Annotated in this window: 15 protein-coding genes, 1 tRNA gene and 2 pseudogenes; 12 read left to right on the forward strand and 6 right to left on the reverse strand. The window is 65.3% G+C overall.

Annotated elements, in window-relative coordinates:
- Both QGG75_03220 and QGG75_03225 read right to left on the reverse strand, forming a co-directional pair.
- Positions 1-180, reverse strand: a 180-nt coding sequence (locus QGG75_03220; GenBank protein ID MDP6066255.1) for an IS630 family transposase, incomplete at its 3' end; no start/stop codon positions are given.
- Positions 164-556, reverse strand: coding sequence for a transposase (locus QGG75_03225; GenBank protein MDP6066256.1), 393 nt, complete (start codon positions 554-556; stop codon positions 164-166). The genes QGG75_03225 and QGG75_03220, both read right to left, overlap by 17 nt.
- Before the next feature lie 110 nt (positions 557-666).
- Here QGG75_03225 and QGG75_03230 point away from each other — a divergent pair, with 110 nt between their 5' ends.
- From QGG75_03230 to QGG75_03260, 7 genes and pseudogenes are all read left to right on the forward strand, one after another.
- On the forward strand, positions 667-1,551 hold the full coding sequence (locus tag QGG75_03230; protein MDP6066257.1) for an MBL fold metallo-hydrolase: 885 nt from the start codon (positions 667-669) through the stop codon (positions 1,549-1,551).
- 154 nt (positions 1,552-1,705) lie between these two features.
- A complete protein-coding gene (locus tag QGG75_03235) occupies positions 1,706-2,908 on the forward strand; it encodes an amino acid ABC transporter substrate-binding protein (GenBank protein ID MDP6066258.1) in 1,203 nt (400 codons plus the stop codon).
- 70 nt (positions 2,909-2,978) lie between these two features.
- Positions 2,979-3,845: a branched-chain amino acid ABC transporter permease gene (locus QGG75_03240; protein MDP6066259.1), complete on the forward strand. Its 867-nt coding sequence runs from the start codon at positions 2,979-2,981 to the stop codon at positions 3,843-3,845.
- A complete protein-coding gene (locus tag QGG75_03245; GenBank protein MDP6066260.1) occupies positions 3,842-4,771 on the forward strand; it encodes a branched-chain amino acid ABC transporter permease in 930 nt (309 codons plus the stop codon). The genes QGG75_03240 and QGG75_03245 overlap by 4 nt, the downstream gene beginning before the upstream one ends.
- A 2-nt stretch (positions 4,772-4,773) precedes the next feature.
- The gene (locus tag QGG75_03250; GenBank protein MDP6066261.1) at positions 4,774-5,508 is read left to right on the forward strand and encodes an ABC transporter ATP-binding protein; all 735 of its coding nucleotides are present in this window, start codon (positions 4,774-4,776) and stop codon (positions 5,506-5,508) included.
- A pseudogene (locus tag QGG75_03255) lies at positions 5,501-6,202 on the forward strand (ABC transporter ATP-binding protein). The gene QGG75_03250 and the pseudogene QGG75_03255 overlap by 8 nt, the downstream one beginning before the upstream one ends.
- A 166-nt stretch (positions 6,203-6,368) precedes the next feature.
- Positions 6,369-7,829 (forward strand): aldehyde dehydrogenase family protein, encoded by a 1,461-nt coding sequence (locus tag QGG75_03260; protein MDP6066262.1) that lies wholly within the window; start codon positions 6,369-6,371, stop codon positions 7,827-7,829.
- 189 nt (positions 7,830-8,018) lie between these two features.
- Here the strand turns inward: QGG75_03260 and QGG75_03265 are convergent.
- The 3 genes from QGG75_03265 to QGG75_03275 all read right to left on the reverse strand — a co-directional run bounded on the left by QGG75_03265 (position 8,019) and on the right by QGG75_03275 (position 11,037).
- A tRNA-Gln gene (locus QGG75_03265) sits at positions 8,019-8,092 on the reverse strand.
- 58 nt (positions 8,093-8,150) lie between these two features.
- On the reverse strand, positions 8,151-9,998 hold the full coding sequence (locus QGG75_03270; GenBank protein MDP6066263.1) for an ATP-binding protein: 1,848 nt from the start codon (positions 9,996-9,998) through the stop codon (positions 8,151-8,153).
- Positions 9,999-10,026: 28 nt separating this feature from the next.
- Positions 10,027-11,037 (reverse strand): MraY family glycosyltransferase, encoded by a 1,011-nt coding sequence (locus QGG75_03275; protein MDP6066264.1) that lies wholly within the window; start codon positions 11,035-11,037, stop codon positions 10,027-10,029.
- A 156-nt stretch (positions 11,038-11,193) separates the two neighbouring features.
- On the opposite strand from QGG75_03275, the gene QGG75_03280 reads away from it, so the two are divergent.
- The 5 genes from QGG75_03280 to QGG75_03300 are packed head-to-tail and all read left to right on the forward strand — an operon-like array spanning position 11,194 to position 14,677.
- A complete protein-coding gene (locus tag QGG75_03280) occupies positions 11,194-11,772 on the forward strand; it encodes an SIS domain-containing protein (protein MDP6066265.1) in 579 nt (192 codons plus the stop codon).
- Positions 11,773-11,780: 8 nt separating this feature from the next.
- Positions 11,781-12,794 (forward strand): UDP-glucose 4-epimerase GalE, encoded by a 1,014-nt coding sequence (galE, locus tag QGG75_03285; protein ID MDP6066266.1) that lies wholly within the window; start codon positions 11,781-11,783, stop codon positions 12,792-12,794.
- 55 nt (positions 12,795-12,849) lie between these two features.
- A complete protein-coding gene (locus tag QGG75_03290; protein MDP6066267.1) occupies positions 12,850-13,374 on the forward strand; it encodes an adenylyl-sulfate kinase in 525 nt (174 codons plus the stop codon).
- Positions 13,371-13,946: a hypothetical protein gene (locus QGG75_03295; protein ID MDP6066268.1), complete on the forward strand. Its 576-nt coding sequence runs from the start codon at positions 13,371-13,373 to the stop codon at positions 13,944-13,946. The genes QGG75_03290 and QGG75_03295 overlap by 4 nt, the downstream gene beginning before the upstream one ends.
- On the forward strand, positions 13,943-14,677 hold the full coding sequence (locus tag QGG75_03300; GenBank protein MDP6066269.1) for a formyltransferase family protein: 735 nt from the start codon (positions 13,943-13,945) through the stop codon (positions 14,675-14,677). The genes QGG75_03295 and QGG75_03300 overlap by 4 nt, the downstream gene beginning before the upstream one ends.
- Before the next feature lie 12 nt (positions 14,678-14,689).
- Here QGG75_03300 and QGG75_03305 read toward each other — a convergent pair.
- Positions 14,690-15,148: pseudogene (locus QGG75_03305) on the reverse strand (IS630 family transposase).
- Positions 15,149-15,401 lie beyond the last annotated feature (253 nt).

The following is a 15,401-nucleotide window of genomic DNA, read 5'->3' on the forward strand; positions in this document are numbered from 1 at the left end:
GACAAAGGTCGTCGTCTTCCAATGTCCCCATGGCACCGTCGCCAGCAGGCGTTGGCCGCGCCGGGCACGACCACGCAGCCGGGTCATGTTCGTTTTGGCGCCGGTTTCGTCAATGAAAACAAGACGTTCCGGGGCGAGCCAAGGTTGGCATCGCTGCCAATGCTCACGCTTTTGCGCCACATCGGCGCGCTCTTGTTCCGCCGCCCGATGAGTTTTTTTTATAGCTGTAACCAAGCGCCTGCAGCGTCGTGTTGATGGCCTGCTGAGAAATCTCAAGACCTTCGCTGAACAGCCGTTTCTTAAGCTCGGCCAGCGTGATGTCAGGCTCCGACGCCATAACCGCGTGCAGCCAGTCCTCCCAACCCGCCAGCTTCCGCTTTTTCTGTCCGCCAACCTGCCCCGGCGCCCAACTCCCCGTCTGGCGCCAGCGCCGAACCAAATTGATCGAACTCGACGGACTCACCGCAAAGCGACGCGCCGCGCCCCGGGCCGACGCCCCAGCCTGCACCGCAGCGATGATCCGAGACCGAAGAGCGAGAGGATGACTGCACCCCATCTGGTAGCCTCCTTTGATACGAACACAACATCATGTGGAGACACCAGTGAATCAGCACATCCGATTCAATGCAATCTTGAAATACTCTAGGTTCCGGCCCGGGAACCGCCATGGTCGACATCGACACAGGTCTCAACGTCTGGCAGATGACGTCGAACCACAACCGCATGATCGAGCTGCAGGCCGACACCTCGCCGCCCCGGGACGGCCCGGTCGAGATCGCCTATTTCGGCTCGTCCGCCTTCCGCATCACGTCCCCTCGGGGGGTGAGCGTCATGATCGATCCCTGGCGCAACCACCCCTCGCGGACCTGGGACTGGTATTTCCACGACTTTCCCATCACCGCCGTCGACGTGGGCACGTCTACCCACGCGCATTTCGACCACGACGCGCTGCACCGCCTGGACGTCCACGTGCTGCTGGACCGCCTGATCGGCATGTACAAGTTCGGCGACCTGACCATCACCGGCTTGGCCGACAAGCATGCCACCGATTCAAGTTGCGCCATCTACGACTTCAAGAAAATCCACAAGCTCATCCACGGCGCCGACATCGAGCCGCCCGACAATCCGCGCTCCTGGGACCACTGCCTGATCGTCGTCGAGACGGGGGGCTTAAGGATCGTCCATTGGGGCGACAACCGCCACGATCCGCCGGACGATATCTGGCGGGCGCTGGGCCACATCGACATAGCGCTTTTGCCCGTCGACGCCTCGCAGCACGTCATGGGCCACGTTCACACGGCCCACATCGTCGAGCGCCTCGGCCCCCGCGTCATCATCCCGCACCACTATTACATCTGGGACGTGGTGCAGCGCCAAAGTACCTTGCAGACGGCCGAGGCCTGGGTCGCGGCCTGTGCCGAGAGCGAGACGTTGCTTACGCCCAGCAAGGTCTATCGCATCGCGGACCTGGACAAGCTCGACCGGGTCGTCCACTTCTTCGGCGACCACGTCGCCTTCGACAAGGAGGCCTGGTTGAAGGCCGGCGGCTGAGCTCCCCTGGGCCAAAACGCGCTTGAATGTCGGACTTGCTGGCGGCATTGTCTTGACTGTGCGGCGAACCTGAACAAAAAAAAGCCGTTTCGTCAGTCGGCTCGACGACGATGCATTGGCATCGTGCGAGCCATCACTTGGGGAGGACCAATTCATGTTAAGCAAAAAAATGAAGCGAATTATTCTTTCCGCCGCGACGCTCGGCGCCATGACCCTGGCCGCCACTGCTGTATCGGCGGAGACGGTCAAGATCGGCGCCTCGGCGCCGAAAACCGGACCGCTGGCCGGCGGCTCGACCGTCACCTATTGGCCCAACGTCAAGCTCTGGGTGCAAGAGGTCAACGCCCGTGGCGGGCTGAAGCTGAAGAGCGGACCGGCCAAGATCGAACTGATCGAATACGACGACCGGACCAATCCGGGCGAGGCCATCAAGAATATCCAGCGCCTGGCCACCCAGGACAAGGTGGACTTCATCCTGGCGCCTTATGGCACCGGATTCAATCTGGCGACGGCGCCGATTTTCGCCAAGCACAACTACCCGCTGATTACCCACACGGCCATCACCGACAAGGTCGAAACCCTGACCCAGCGCTACGACAATATTTTCTTCACGCTGGGCACCACCACCGCCTTTGCCGGCTCCGTGGCCGAGGTCTTGAAGGGTCTGCGCGATAGCGGCCGGATCGGCAAGCGGGTGGCCATGGTCAATGTGGCGGACGCTTTCGGCATCGAACTGGCCAACGCGGCGCGGCCGATTTTCAAGCAGGCCGGATTCGAAATCGTCTACGACAAATCCTATCCCCTGGGTTCGCCCGATCTCTCGCCGGTGGTACGCGGCGCCAAGGCGGCCAACCCGGATGCCTTCGTGGCCTGGTCCTACCCGCCCGATACCTTCGGCCTGACGGCCCAGGCGAAGGTGCAGGGACTAAACGTCAAGGCCTTCTATACGGCGGTGGCCACGGCCTTTCCCGCCTTCGGCGGCAAGTTCGGCAAAGCGGCGGAAGGCATCCTGGGCGCCGGCGGCATCGATCCCGATACGCCCGAGATGAAGGCCTACTTCGCGGCCCACAAGAAGGCCACCGGCAAGACACCCGACTACTGGGCCAGCGGCATGGTCTATGCGACCTTCCAGATACTCGAAAGCGCCATCGAGGCCGTCGGTTCGACCGATCGCAAGGCGGTCATCGAGCATATCAAGAACAACACCTTCGCGACCGTCATCGGGCCGATCGATTTCAAGAACCAGAACAACGAGAAATTCTGGACGGTCGGTCAATGGCAGGGCGGAAAGTTCTACGGTGTCAGTTCGACGGGCCGTCCCGGCGCCAAATCGGTAAATCTGAAATCGGCCTGGTAAGCCCCTTCGCAGGCTCCCGGTGCCGCCCCTGAGGCGGCATCGGGGCTTCACGGTATAGGTTGCGGCCGTCGTGGATATCATCATCATCGGCGGGCTGTTGGGCGGCGCCTATGCGCTCATGGCGATGGGCTTGCAGCTGCAGTACGGCGTTGCCCGGATCATGAATCTGGCCAATGGCGAGATGCTGGTGGTGGGCTCGTTCGCGGCCTTCTGGATTTACACCAGCGCCGGCTTGAGCCCCATCCTGTCGATCGCCGTCGTGGCACCGCTGGCCTTTGCCGCCAATTGGCTGATCTACAAGATCTTGATGCGCCCCTTGGTCAAACGCGCCAAGTCCGAGGGGCAACTGGAGGTGGACAGCATTCTTTCCACCTTCGGCCAGAGTTTCATTCTGGTGGGCCTCATGCTGGCCGCCTTCGGCGGTGAGTATTTCAGCTATTCCTACCTCGAAATACCCTTCGAGATTCTGGACCAGCCTTATGAGCTGAACCGCATCGTCGCCTTCCTGTTCGCCACCGCGCTTTGTCTGTGTCTCTACCTTTGGCTCAATCGATCGCGCTCCGGGCTCACGCTTCGGGCGCTATCGGTCAATGCCGAGGCCGCCGGGTTGGTCGGCATCAACGTGCCGCGCGCCTCGGCCCTGGCCTTCGCGCTGGGCGGCGCGGTGACGGCCTCGGGGGGCGCGCTGCTCAGCATGTTTCTGACCTTCGACGCCTCGGTCGGCGTCATCTTCACCATGAAGGCCCTGGTCATCGTCATCATGGGCGGCGTCAGGGACGTGCGCGGCGCCATCATCGCGGCTTTCGTTCTCGGCTTCACGGAAACGGCGGTCGCCAGCCTGGTCGATCCCGGCCTGACGCTGGCCGCCGCCTACCTGTTGTTCATCCTGGTTCTGTTGTTCAAACCCGAAGGCCTTTTCGGCCGTCGTGCGGCATGACGCGGCGGGAATCATACGGGCTTCTGGCCGCTATCGTGCTGTTCGGCGCGGCGGCCTGTTTGCCTTTTGTCGATAGCGGCTATGGCCTGTCGCTCGGCGTCACCATTGCCATGTACACGGTGCTGTCCACGTCATGGACCCTGTTTTCCGGTCCGACCCACTATATTTCGCTGGCCACGGCGGCCTTTTTCGGGCTCGGCATGTATGTCGTCGGCGGTGGTCTCGAAATGCTGCCCTTTGCCGCTCTGGTCGGCATCGCCGCCTTGGTTGGCGCCCTGCTCGCCGCTCTGGTGGGGCTGGCGACATTGCGGCTGTCGGGCGTCTACTTCGTCATTTTCACCCTTGGCCTCGCCGAGCTGATTCGCCAGCTCATGACCTGGGGCCAGACCACGCTGGGCACCAGCAGCGGGCTTTACGTGCTGACCGACGTCGACGAGAAAATGATCTACTGGCAACTGCTGGTGCTGGCGGCGTTCGTCTATCTTATCGGCTGGTGGATAAACCGGTCGCGCCTGGGTTTCGCCTTGCGGATCATCGGCAACGACGAGGTCGTGGCAACCCATAGCGGCATCAACACGGCGCTCACCAAGGTTTTCCTGTTCATGATTTCGGGAACCATTGCCGCCGTCACCGGCGCCATCCTGGCACCGCGCTGGACCTATATCGAGCCCACCATCGCCTTCAGTCCGATGCTGTCCTTCCTGGTCGTCATCATGGCGCTGATCGGCGGGGCGCATCGTCTCTGGGGGCCGCTTTTCGGGGTCATCCCGTTTACCTTGGCCTGGGACCTGATCACGGCGAAGTTTCCCAATCAAACCGCCTTGATGCTCGGCATCGCCTTTTTGTTGATCGTCTACGTCATCCCCCACGGCTTCGTCGGGTTGGCCGAGAAATACTGGGCCAAATATCGCATGTGGCGGGCCTGACCGTGGTCGGATCAGCCGCCCTCTCCATTCGCAACGTCAGCAAGAATTTTGGCGGCCTGGTCGCCGTCGATGGCATGTCGTTCGACGTCGGGGAGCGGGAAGTCCTGGGCCTGATCGGTCCCAACGGGTCGGGCAAGACGACCATGCTGAATCTGATATCGGGCGCCCTGAAACCAAGCTCGGGCCAGGTCGCGCTGTTCGGCCGGGAGATTTCCGGCCGCTCGCCGAACCGCATCGCCCGCCACGGCGTGGCCCGCACCTTTCAGCTGGTGCGCATGCTGCCGGGCATGACGGTGCTGGAGAACGTCGCCGCCGGCGGGGTCTTCGGCCACCGCCGCTATTGGGCTGCGAAATTGCACCGCCGCGCCCAATACCTGGTCGAACAGATGGGCTTAAGCGGCAAGGCGGAGATGCCGGTGGCGGCCCTTACCTACATCGACCAAAAGCGCGTCGAGCTGGCGCGGGCGCTGATCTCGGATCCCAAACTCCTGTTGCTCGACGAGTGGCTTGCCGGTCTCAATCCCTCGGAGATGAAAATCGGCATAAAACTGGTCAGCGGCTTGCGCTTCGAGGGCCGCACGGTGGTCGTCGTCGAACACTACATGGATGCCGTACGCAGCCTCTGCGACCGCTGCGTCGTGATGAACAGCGGCGCCAAGATCGCCGAAGGCCCGCCCGAAGAGGTGCTCGCCGACGCCGAAGTCGTGCGCGCCTATCTGGGAGACGACGATGCTTGAGTGCCGGGACCTTTCGCTTCATTACGGCCCCCATCTTGCCCTCAGCGGCGTCTCGATCAGGATCGAGCCGGGCGAAATCGTGGTCATTCTTGGGGCCAACGGAGCCGGCAAAAGCACGCTGTTGAAGACCATTGCCGGCCTGGTCGAGCATGAGGACGAAAGCGAGGTTCTGTTGGACGGCAGATCGATCTCGGACTGGGATCCCCACCAAATCGTCGAGGCCGGCCTGGCGATGGTGCCCGAAGGTCGGGATCTGTTCGGGGAGTTGACGGTGCTGGAGAATCTGATGCTCGGCGCCTATCCCCGTCGCGCCCGGGCCGGGGAAGCGGCCAACCTGGAGCGCGTCTTGACTATTTTCCCCCAACTCGCCGAGCGCCGCGGGCAAATCGCCCAGACCATGAGCGGCGGCGAACAGCAGATGGTGGCGATAGGGCGGGCCATGATGTCGGCGCCCTCCATCCTGATGCTGGACGAGCCCTCGTTGGGCCTGGCGCCTATGCTGTGCAAGGAACTGTTCAAGGCGCTGGGAGAAATCCGCCGCTCCGGCGTCGGCATTCTGCTGGTCGAACAAAACGCCAAGCAAAGCCTGGCCATCGCCGATCGCGGCTATCTTCTGGAGACCGGGCGGATTACCGGCCAAGACACGGCACAGGCCTTGGCCCAAGACCAAGCGGTGCTGCGGGCCTATCTTGGCGAGGTGGGGCAGACGGCAACGAGTTCGCTGCGGCATCCGCCGACGGACGAAATTCTCGGGGGCAGTGTCGAGAAACTGATCGAGCGGGCGGAGCGCCGCCAAGCGGAGCACCTCGAAGAGCTACGCTCGGGCCGCAAGGAATTGCCAAAGCAGTGAAGGCAGGGCCATGAAACAGGTTTTCAAAGAAATGTATGTCGGCGGCCGCTGGTGGCCCATCGACAAGACCTTCGCCGACCTCAATCCGTCAGACGATTCGCTTTGGGCCGAGGTTCCCGACGTGGGCCTCGAGGAAGTCCGCAGCGCCATAGAAGCGGCCCACCACGGCTTCGAGAAATGGTCCGATCTGGCCTTCAATCAACGCGCCCATTTCATGCTCAAGATCGCCGAGATATTCGAAAAGCGCAAGATGGACATCGTAAAGGCGCTGCAGGCAGAGGCCGGCGGCTGGTTTGGCAAGGGCATGTTCGAAGCCAGCTACGTGCCGGAGATCTTCTACGCCGCGGCGGCCTCGAACTACGCCGCGATCGGCGAGGTCATTCCCTCCGAGTTCGGCAAACTGTCGCTGGCCATGCGCCGCCCGATGGGTGTGGTATCGGTCATCAGCCCCTGGAACTTCCCCACTCTGCTGACCGCGCGCGGCATTGCTTTCGCCATCGCCGCCGGCAATACGGTAGTGCTCAAGCCCTCGGAGGAAACGCCATATTGCGGCGGCCTCGTCTTCGCCGAGATTTTCGAGGAAGCAGGCCTTCCCGGCGGCGTCCTCAACGTCGTTACCTGTTCCCGGGACAAGGTCGCCGGCGTCGGCCGGGAGCTGGTCGAGAATCCCTTGGTCAAGGGCATATCCTTCACCGGCTCCACCGCCGTGGGACGGGGCATCGCGGCGCGCGCAGGCGCGCACCTCAAGAAGTGCTGCGTCGAGTTGGGCGGCAAGGACGCCTTGATCGTCTGCGACGATGCCGACATGGACCGGGCCACCGGGGCCGCCAACTTCGGCAGTTTCATGCATCAAGGGCAGATCTGCATGTCGGTCGAGAAGATCATCGTGCAGGAAAAGGTCATGGCGGAATTTCTCGAGCGCTTCGCCAAACGCGCCGCCAAGCTGAAGGTGGGCGATCCCAACAAGGACAAGTCCCACGTGATCGGCCCCTTGATCAACGACCGCCAGGCCGCCCGCGTCAAGGGACAGATCGACGACGCCCTGGAGAAGGGCGCCAAGATCGTGCTCGGCGGCAAGGTCGAAGGCCGCTTTGTCGAGCCCACCATCATGACCGGCGTGACGCCGGAAATGACGCTTTATCGCGACGAGACCTTCGGGCCGGTGGTCTCGGTCATTCCCTTCGCCTCCGACGACCAGGCCATCGCCATCGCCAACGATACGGAATACGGGCTCTCGTCGGGCGTCATCACCAAGGACGAATACCGCGGCCTCGAGATTGCCCGGAAACTGGAAACCGGCATGTGCCACATCAATTGCTCGTCGGTCAACGATGAGCCCCATGCGCCGTTCGGCGGCGCCAAATCCTCCGGTGTCGGCCGCCATGGCGGGCGCTGGGCGACCGACACCTTCAGCGAAACCCGATGGATTACGCTGGAGCGCGGCGGCCGCAACTACCCGCCGGGATTCTGAACCCGGCAGCCCGCCTGGGCTGGTCGGAAATTTCCCGAACGGATTGAGCGCCTCGACGCCTTGCCGATGACCGCCACAGGCAAAGTGCAAAAGCACCTCCTGCACGCCGACGCGGCCGAAAAGCTCAAACTGGAACCCGCGCTTTGATAATCGAAAAGCGGCTCATGACCTGCTTTTCGATCGGAAATCTGGCTGGGGCGGCAGGATTCGAACCTGCGATCCCGGGACCAAAACCCGGTGCCTTACCCCTTGGCCACGCCCCAAAAGCCGGGCGACCATAGGACCAAATGGGGCCTTGGGCAACGCTTCCCTGCGCCGCCTTCAGTCGCCATCCGGCCGCCAGGCCAGGGCCTCTTGCACGGCCCGGGCGAATTCGTCGGCCAGGGCCGGTTTGGCCAGGCTGCCGGCGATGCCGAGCCCACGCATCGCCTCGGGCGAGAGCCGCTGGCCCAGGCCGGAGCAGATGATGATGGGGACGTCGGATCTCAGCGCCTTGATCTCGCCCACCAGGGCCTCGCCCGTGAGGCCCGGCATGGTCTGGTCGGTGATCACCAGGTCGAAGCCCCGGGGGTCGGCGCGGAAGACCTCCAGCGCCTCCAGGCTCGAGGTCTGGCCCACTACATCATAGCCCAGCCGCTGCAAAAGCTTGCCGCTCATGCCGACCACGGCGACCTCGTCGTCGACCAGCAGGATGCGGCCCTGGCCTGGGGGCAGGGCTGCGGTGGCCAGAGGTTCGGCCACCTCGCCCTGCCAGGCCGGCAGCACGACCTCGAAGGCGCTGCCCCGGCCAGGTTCGCTGTCGAGCGCGATGTGGCCGCCGTGATCCTCGACGATGCCCTGGACCACGGCCAGGCCGAGCCCGGTACCGTGGCCCTCGGCCTTGGTGGTGAAAAAGGGCTCCAAGACGCGCTCCCGGGTCTCGGCGTCCATGCCGGGGCCGCTGTCGCGCACCACAATGCGCAGAAAATCGCCGGCCTCCAGGACCACGCGCTCGAGGGCCAGTTCCAGCACCCCGCCGGCCGCGGCCATGGCCTGGGCGGCGTTGGTGCAAAGGTTCATCAGCACCTGATGGATCTGGCTGGCATCGGCCAGGACCAGCGCCTGCCGGGGCGGCAACGAGGCCACCTCGATGGCAATGGTGGCGGGCAGCGTCGAGCGCATCAGCTTGGCCACCTCGGCGACCATGGTGGCGGCGTCCAGCGGCGCCCGGACGGGCTCGCTGCGCCGGCTGAAGCTGAGGATCTGGCGCACCAGGTCGCGGGCCCGCTGGCCGGCCTGCATCACCATGTCGAGGTTCTCGCGGCTGTCGCCGTCGAGGCCCGGGCGCATGCGCTCGAGGCCGGCGTAGCCCAGCACGATGGAAAGGATGTTGTTGAAGTCGTGGGCGATGCCGCTGGAAAGGGCGCCGATGGCCTCCATCTTCTGGGCCTGCTGCAGCTGCTGTTCGAGCTCGCGGCGCCGGCTCACGTCGCGCAGCGTGGCGATGAAGAGGCGGCGCTCGGCACCGCGGCGCTCCTGCAGGGTCCAGCTCGGCGTGGCCTCGTTGACGGCGAACTCGAGGCGGATGTCGCCGCCGTCGCGGCGCACGCCCCGGCTTTCGTGGATGAGGCCCAGCGCCGGCACACCGGCGGCGAAGTCCTCGGGGATCAGGCTGGCCACGGCCAGGCCGGCGAGGCCGCCCGGGGGACTGGCGAATATCTCCTCGGCGGCCGGGTTGGCGAAGTCGACGAGGCCGCCCTCGTCGATCGTCAGGATGCCGTCGAAGGCGGTATCGATGATGGCCCGGTTGGTCTCGTCGCGGGCGCGCTGGGCGGCCTGGTTGCGTTCGGTCTCGGTGATGTCGGTGACCACGGCGATGAGGCCGCCGCCTTTGGTGCGGTATTCGGCCAGCTGCAGGCAGCGCCCGTCGCGGCGGTATTCGCGGCCCTCGGCAGTGCCTTCCTGGTCGGCCAGCAAATCGCCGCTTGTCATCAGGGCGCGCTGCAAATCCTGGTGGCCGACGCCGGGCCGGGCCGCCGGATAAAGCTCGGCAAAGGCCTGGTTCGAGAGCACCAGCCGATCTTCGCTGTCATAGAGCGCCACGCCCTCGCTGAGGCTTTCGATGGCGTCGACCAGGCGCCGCCGCCCGCCGCCCGGCGGGCCGCTCTGGTTGTCGGAAGCGCCAGCCATCGCTACGGCCTGCGGCTGCTCTGCCGGCCTAAGGCACGGTCTGGTGTTGCGACGTCGAGGAGCGCAGCTTGGCCAGGAAGAAGATGGCGTAGCTGGTCAGCGCCAGCAATGCCCAAACCAGGGTCCAGCCCGGCAGCACGAAGGCCAGCACGGCGGGCACGCCGACCAGGGCGAGGTAGACCGCCAGCGCCCATTCCCAGGGCATCAGGAGGAGCATCATGTGGTGCAGGTGGTTGCGGTCGGAGGAAAACGGCGAACGGCCCTTCAAGAGGCGCGAAATCATCAGCCGCAGGCAGTCGATCACCGGGATCAGGAACCACAGCGCCACGACGTCGGCCGTCAGCCTGTCGAAGCCGATGCCATAGCAGTAGATGGCCAGCAGCCCGACCGCCACGGAGATGGAATAGGCGCCCGAATCGCCGAGGAACAATAGGCCCCGCAAATTGAACACCAGCACCACCGCGGTGCAGATCGTAAACACCGTCAGCAGCGGTACCAGGTGGGCCGGCGCATAGGCCATCAGCAGCAGCAGCCAGAGCACGGTCAAGCCCATCACCAGGCCGTTCTTGCCGTCGGCCATGTTTACGGCGTTCTGCAGACCGACCAGGCAGAGCAAGGTGAAGAGCAGCGACCAGCCTTCCAGGAACAGCGGCTTGGCGAGGAAACTGAACCTCAGGAAAGTGACCTCCAGCACCGGCACGGCATAAAGCCCGGCCAGGCACAGCGCGGCGGAAATGGCCAGGCGCCACGACGGCCGCCGGTGTTTGCGATCGTCGAAAAAGCCGAGTACCAGGAGCCCGGCGACGACGGCGGCAAAGGTCCCGTAGAAGGGCGTGAAATCCGTGTTCAGGCCGAAATAGACCGCCGCCGCGACCAGCGGCACGACGATGGCGATGCCACCGACCAGCGGCGTGTCGTGGAGGTGGGTCTTGCGGATCGAGTCGGGACGATCTATGACCCCCAGCAGCCGCCCCAGCCGATTGGCCGAAAGCGCAACCGCCAGTGCTGCAGCGCCCGTCCCGAAATAAAGCCAATACATTGAGAGCGGCCGACCAACGTCACGAGGCAGCAGCAATTAAGCGGCCTCAGGTCGGTCCTGTCAACAGCCGCGGGCGCGCAAAAACGTCTCCCCCAAGCCTCGGCCGGGGGTTATAAAGCGGTGCAACCCTGCAAAGACCGGCCCAAGGACAGCGTCGTGGACAAAAGCGATATCCTGGAGGCGGCGTTCGCCGAACATGGCCAAGTCATGACGGCGACCCTGGAAGCCGTCGCCCGGCCCTTCGCCCATCTGGTCGCCGCCTGCCGCCAGGCGCTGGCCGCGGGCGGCAAGATCATGCTGTTCGGCAACGGCGGCAGCGCCGCCGACGCGCAGCACATCGCGGCCGAACTGGTCGGCCGTTTCCAGCGTGAGCGCGCCGCGCTGGCGGCGCTGGCGCTGAGCACCGACAGTTCGGCCCTGACGGCGATCGCCAATGACTACGGCTTCGCTGCCCTGTTCGCGCGCCAGGTCGAGGGCCTGGGCCGGGCCGGCGACGTGGCCATCGGCATCAGCACTTCGGGCAACAGCGCCAACGTTATCGCCGGGCTCGAGGCGGCTCGCGCCGGCGGCCTGACGGCGGCCGGGCTGGCCGGCGGCGACGGCGGCCACATGTTGGCCGTGGCCGAGCCGCTGCTGCTGGTGCCCAGCAGCGTCACGGCGCGCGTCCAGGAGGCCCACATCACCATCGGCCACGCGCTGTGCCAAGCCATCGAGGCCGAGGGAGAGGAAAGCTGAGCTCCTCGCTGCGCGTCCTGCTGACCGGCGGCGCCGGCTATATCGGCAGCCACATCGGCCTGCATCTGGCTGCCGCCGGCCATGATGTGGTGAGTTTCGACGACCTCTCCAGCGGCAACGCCTGGGCCGTCAAGGCCGGCGAGTTGGTCCAGGGCGACGTCACCGATTCGGCGGCGCTGGAGCAATTGTTCGCCGCGCGGAGCTTCGACGCGGTCATCCACCTGGCGGCGCTCTCGAGCGTCGAGGCCTCGGCAGCGCGGCCCGAGGACTATTACCGGGTCAACGTTCTGGGCACCCTGGCGTTCTTGCAGCGCTGCCGCCAAGCCGGGGTGCGGGCGCTGGTGTTCTCCTCCTCGGCCGCGGTCTACGGCACCCCCCAGAGGCTGCCGGTGGAGGAAAGCGCCGCCCTGGCTCCGATCAGCCCTTATGGTGCTTCCAAGGCCATGGCCGAGCGCATCATATCCGACGTGGGCGCCGCTGCCGGCCTGGCCACGCTCTCGTTGCGCTATTTCAACGTGGCCGGGGCCGATCCCCTGGGCCGCCTCGGCGAGGCCACGCCCGAGCCCTGGCACCTGATCACCGTGGCCTGCGAGGCGGCGCTGGGCAAGCGCCCCGGCCTGACCATCTTCGGCGACGATTACGACACCCCCGACGGCACCTGTATCCGCGACTACGTGCACGTCGACGACGTGGCGGCGGCCCATCTGGCGGCCCTCGATTATCTGCTGGCCGGCGGCGCTTCCCAGGTGCTCAACTGCGGCTATGGCGAGGGGGCCAGCGTGCGCCAGGTGGTCAACGCCGTGAAGCGCCTGGCCGCCAGCAACTTCCCGGTGAACACGGCGGCGCGGCGGCCGGGCGACCCGCCGGTGCTGGTGGCCAAGGCCGAACGCATCGGCCGGCTGCTCGATTGGCAGCCGCGCTTCGCTGACCTCGATGCCATCGTCGGCTCGGCCCTGGACTGGCAACGGCGCCGGGAAAACCATCCACCCGGCCCGCCCCCCGGTCCTCCGGTTGCCGACTGAGAGGATCTGCTATATAGCCCATGTCCAGCGGAACGGAAGTCTGGAACCTCTTGTCATGGTGATTTGGTTGGTGGGACTGTCGGCTGCCGGCAAAACGACGATCGGCCGCCGCCTTTTTGAGATGCGCAAACGCCAGAACGCCGCCACCGTGTTGGTAGACGGCGACGAGATCAGACGCATATTCAAGCACGACCGGCACCGGTCGGCATATTCCGTCGAAGGCCGCCGTGCCAACGCCGAGCGCATCTATGAGCTCTGCGCCTGGCTGGATGGCCAGGGCATCGACGTGGTCTGCTGCATCCTCTGCATCTTTCCCGATGTTCTGGCGGAAAACCGGCGGCGCTTTTCCGACTACTTCGAGGTCTTCGTCGACGTGCCGCTGGAGGTCGCCGAGCGGCGTGACGCCAAGGGTGTCTACCAAACGCCGCCGCGCGGCGAAAGCGCCAACGTGGTCGGCCATGACATCCCCTTTCCGCGGCCCGAAGGCGCCGACCTGGTGATCGACAACAGCCGGGAAGACGGTGACAGCGACGTCCTTGCGGCCGAAATCGAGGCGGCGCTGGAAGCACGCCGAGCATGAGCGACAAGGCCTATCCCTACGCCAGCGGCGACCTGCTGGCCGTGCCCAACACATATTTCTATGCCGCCTATGGTGGCCGCGACTTCCTCGCCGCCTGGCAGGCCGAACGCCGGCGCCTGGCGGCCACGCTGCCGCCGCCGGCCGCCGCCCCGGACAGCGAGCCTGGGCTGCAAGAAACCGCCGCACTGCTCGAAAGCGCCTTCGCCGCCACGGCCCGGACGCCGGCCATCGATCCCCAGGGCTGGCGGCTGATCGAGCGACTGGTGCGCCGCTTCGAGATCTTCAAACGCATTCACGACGCTTACGACGACGACTTCCGCGCCATCGACCGCGAGGCCCACGGGACACTGGCGCATTATCTGCGGGCCGGCGAGATCTTCGAGGCCGCCTGCACGGCCGGCGCCGCCGGGGACAGGCTGCGCTACCTCAACGTGCTGCTCAAATGCCTGGATACGCTGTGCAGCCTGGCCCACCGCTTCGAGCCGCCCCAGCGCGCCAGGCTGGCCCGGTTGATCGCTCGCGAGAACGAGTTGGTGAAGGCCCAGGCCGGCGCCAGCGGGGTCGCCCTTTGAGTCAGCGAATTCTGTTTTTGGCGGCTGCCACGGCGCGCTCGAAGGCCTATGCCCAGGCCCTGGCGGAGCGCGGGCTGGAGGTCGAGGCTTGCATCATCTTCGACAAGCCCGGCAGCAAACAGCTAGGCCAGGGAGGCGCGCCGTCGCGGCCCCGCGAGCGGCTCGGCGACATCCTGCTGCCCGATCTCTCGCTGGCGCTCGACGAGAGCTGCCGCCAGTTGGGCGGGGTGCTGAGCGAGATCGAGGCGGAAAGCATCAACGCCCCCCAGGTGGTCACGGCGGTACGCCAGGCGGCGGCCGATCTAATCATCTTTTCCGGCTTCGGTGGCCAGTTGGTGGGAGAGCAGCTGCTGGCCATCGGCGTGCCGCTTTTGCACAATCATGCGGGCTGGCTGCCCGACTACCGCGGCAGTACCACGAGCTATTACAGCCTGCTCGCGGAGGGCAGTCTGGGCGTCTCGGCCATCGTGCTGTCGGCCGGCATCGACACCGGCACCATCGTCGCCCGCCGGCGCTACCCGGCACCGCCGCCCGACGTCGACATCGACTACCACTACGACAGCGCCATCCGCGCCCACCTGCTGACCGAGGTGGTGAGCAGTTGGCGAGCCGCCGGCCGCTTCGTCGAGAGCATCGAACAAGATACGCAGGCCGGCGCCACCTATTACGTGGTGCATCCCGTGCTCAAGCACCTGGCGCGGCTCAAGCTGGAAGAGGCCGCGAGCGGCTAGAGCGGCGTGCGTTTAATCGGACGCATGACCACTTGCCATGAAGTAGTTCCTACACTCTTGTGGCTCGAAGAGGAGGCAGATATCGCCGATGGACTGCCACAACTCGTCGAAGGTGCGCGCGGCGGCGGCCCGCAGGTGCGCCTTGAGCTTTGAGAAGGCTTTTTCGATGGGGTTCAAGTCGGGCGAGTATTGTGGCAGGAAGAGGAACCGAGCGCCGCATTCTTCCAGGATCTCGGCGGCCTTGGCGCTCTTGTGTGTAGAGAGATTGTCGAGAATGACGACGTCACCGGGACCAAGGGTCGGCGCCAACTGCGTGTCGATGTAGGTGTCGAAGGCGGCCCTGTTCATGGCCCCCGAGATCACCCAGGGCGCGGTGAGGCGGTCACAGCGCAGCCCGGCTATGAAGGTCTGCGTGCCCCAGTGTCCGAAGGGTGCCTTGGCCCTCAGCCGTTGTCCCCGCCGGCTGCGGCCTTCTGTAATCGGTTGGTTGATGTCAAGCTCCGAACGCCCTTTGTTTCCGTCTCCGCGGTGATGCCTGCAGGGGCTCCGTTCTTCTGTCCGCAGTCGGCGCCCAGGCTTCCTGCCGGAAGCCCTTCTTGTGGGGCCGCTGCATGATGGTGCCAGAAAGAGGCGCGCCAATCTCTGTGACGCAGTCGGTACGGAACCGCTGGCATGGCACTAAACGGCGTCGCCTCCACCTTGCGTCCCCTGCGGGACATCTTCC

This window comes from Alphaproteobacteria bacterium, from assembly GCA_030740435.1.
Classification (GTDB): Bacteria; Pseudomonadota; Alphaproteobacteria; order UBA2966; family UBA2966.

Bases quoted from the DNA above. Each gene is read 5' to 3' on its own strand.
- QGG75_03225 (MDP6066256.1), bottom strand. From the start codon at position 556: ATGGGGTGCAGTCATCCTCTCGCTCTTCGGTCTCGGATCATCGCTGCG.
- QGG75_03230 (MDP6066257.1), top strand. From the start codon at position 667: ATGGTCGACATCGACACAGGTCTCAACGTCTGGCAGATGACGTCGAAC.
- QGG75_03235 (MDP6066258.1), top strand. From the start codon at position 1,706: ATGTTAAGCAAAAAAATGAAGCGAATTATTCTTTCCGCCGCGACGCTC.
- QGG75_03245 (MDP6066260.1), top strand. From the start codon at position 3,842: ATGACGCGGCGGGAATCATACGGGCTTCTGGCCGCTATCGTGCTGTTC.
- QGG75_03260 (MDP6066262.1), top strand. From the start codon at position 6,369: ATGAAACAGGTTTTCAAAGAAATGTATGTCGGCGGCCGCTGGTGGCCC.
- QGG75_03270 (MDP6066263.1), bottom strand. From the start codon at position 9,998: ATGGCTGGCGCTTCCGACAACCAGAGCGGCCCGCCGGGCGGCGGGCGG.
- QGG75_03275 (MDP6066264.1), bottom strand. From the start codon at position 11,037: ATGTATTGGCTTTATTTCGGGACGGGCGCTGCAGCACTGGCGGTTGCG.
- QGG75_03290 (MDP6066267.1), top strand. From the start codon at position 12,850: ATGGTGATTTGGTTGGTGGGACTGTCGGCTGCCGGCAAAACGACGATC.
- QGG75_03295 (MDP6066268.1), top strand. From the start codon at position 13,371: ATGAGCGACAAGGCCTATCCCTACGCCAGCGGCGACCTGCTGGCCGTG.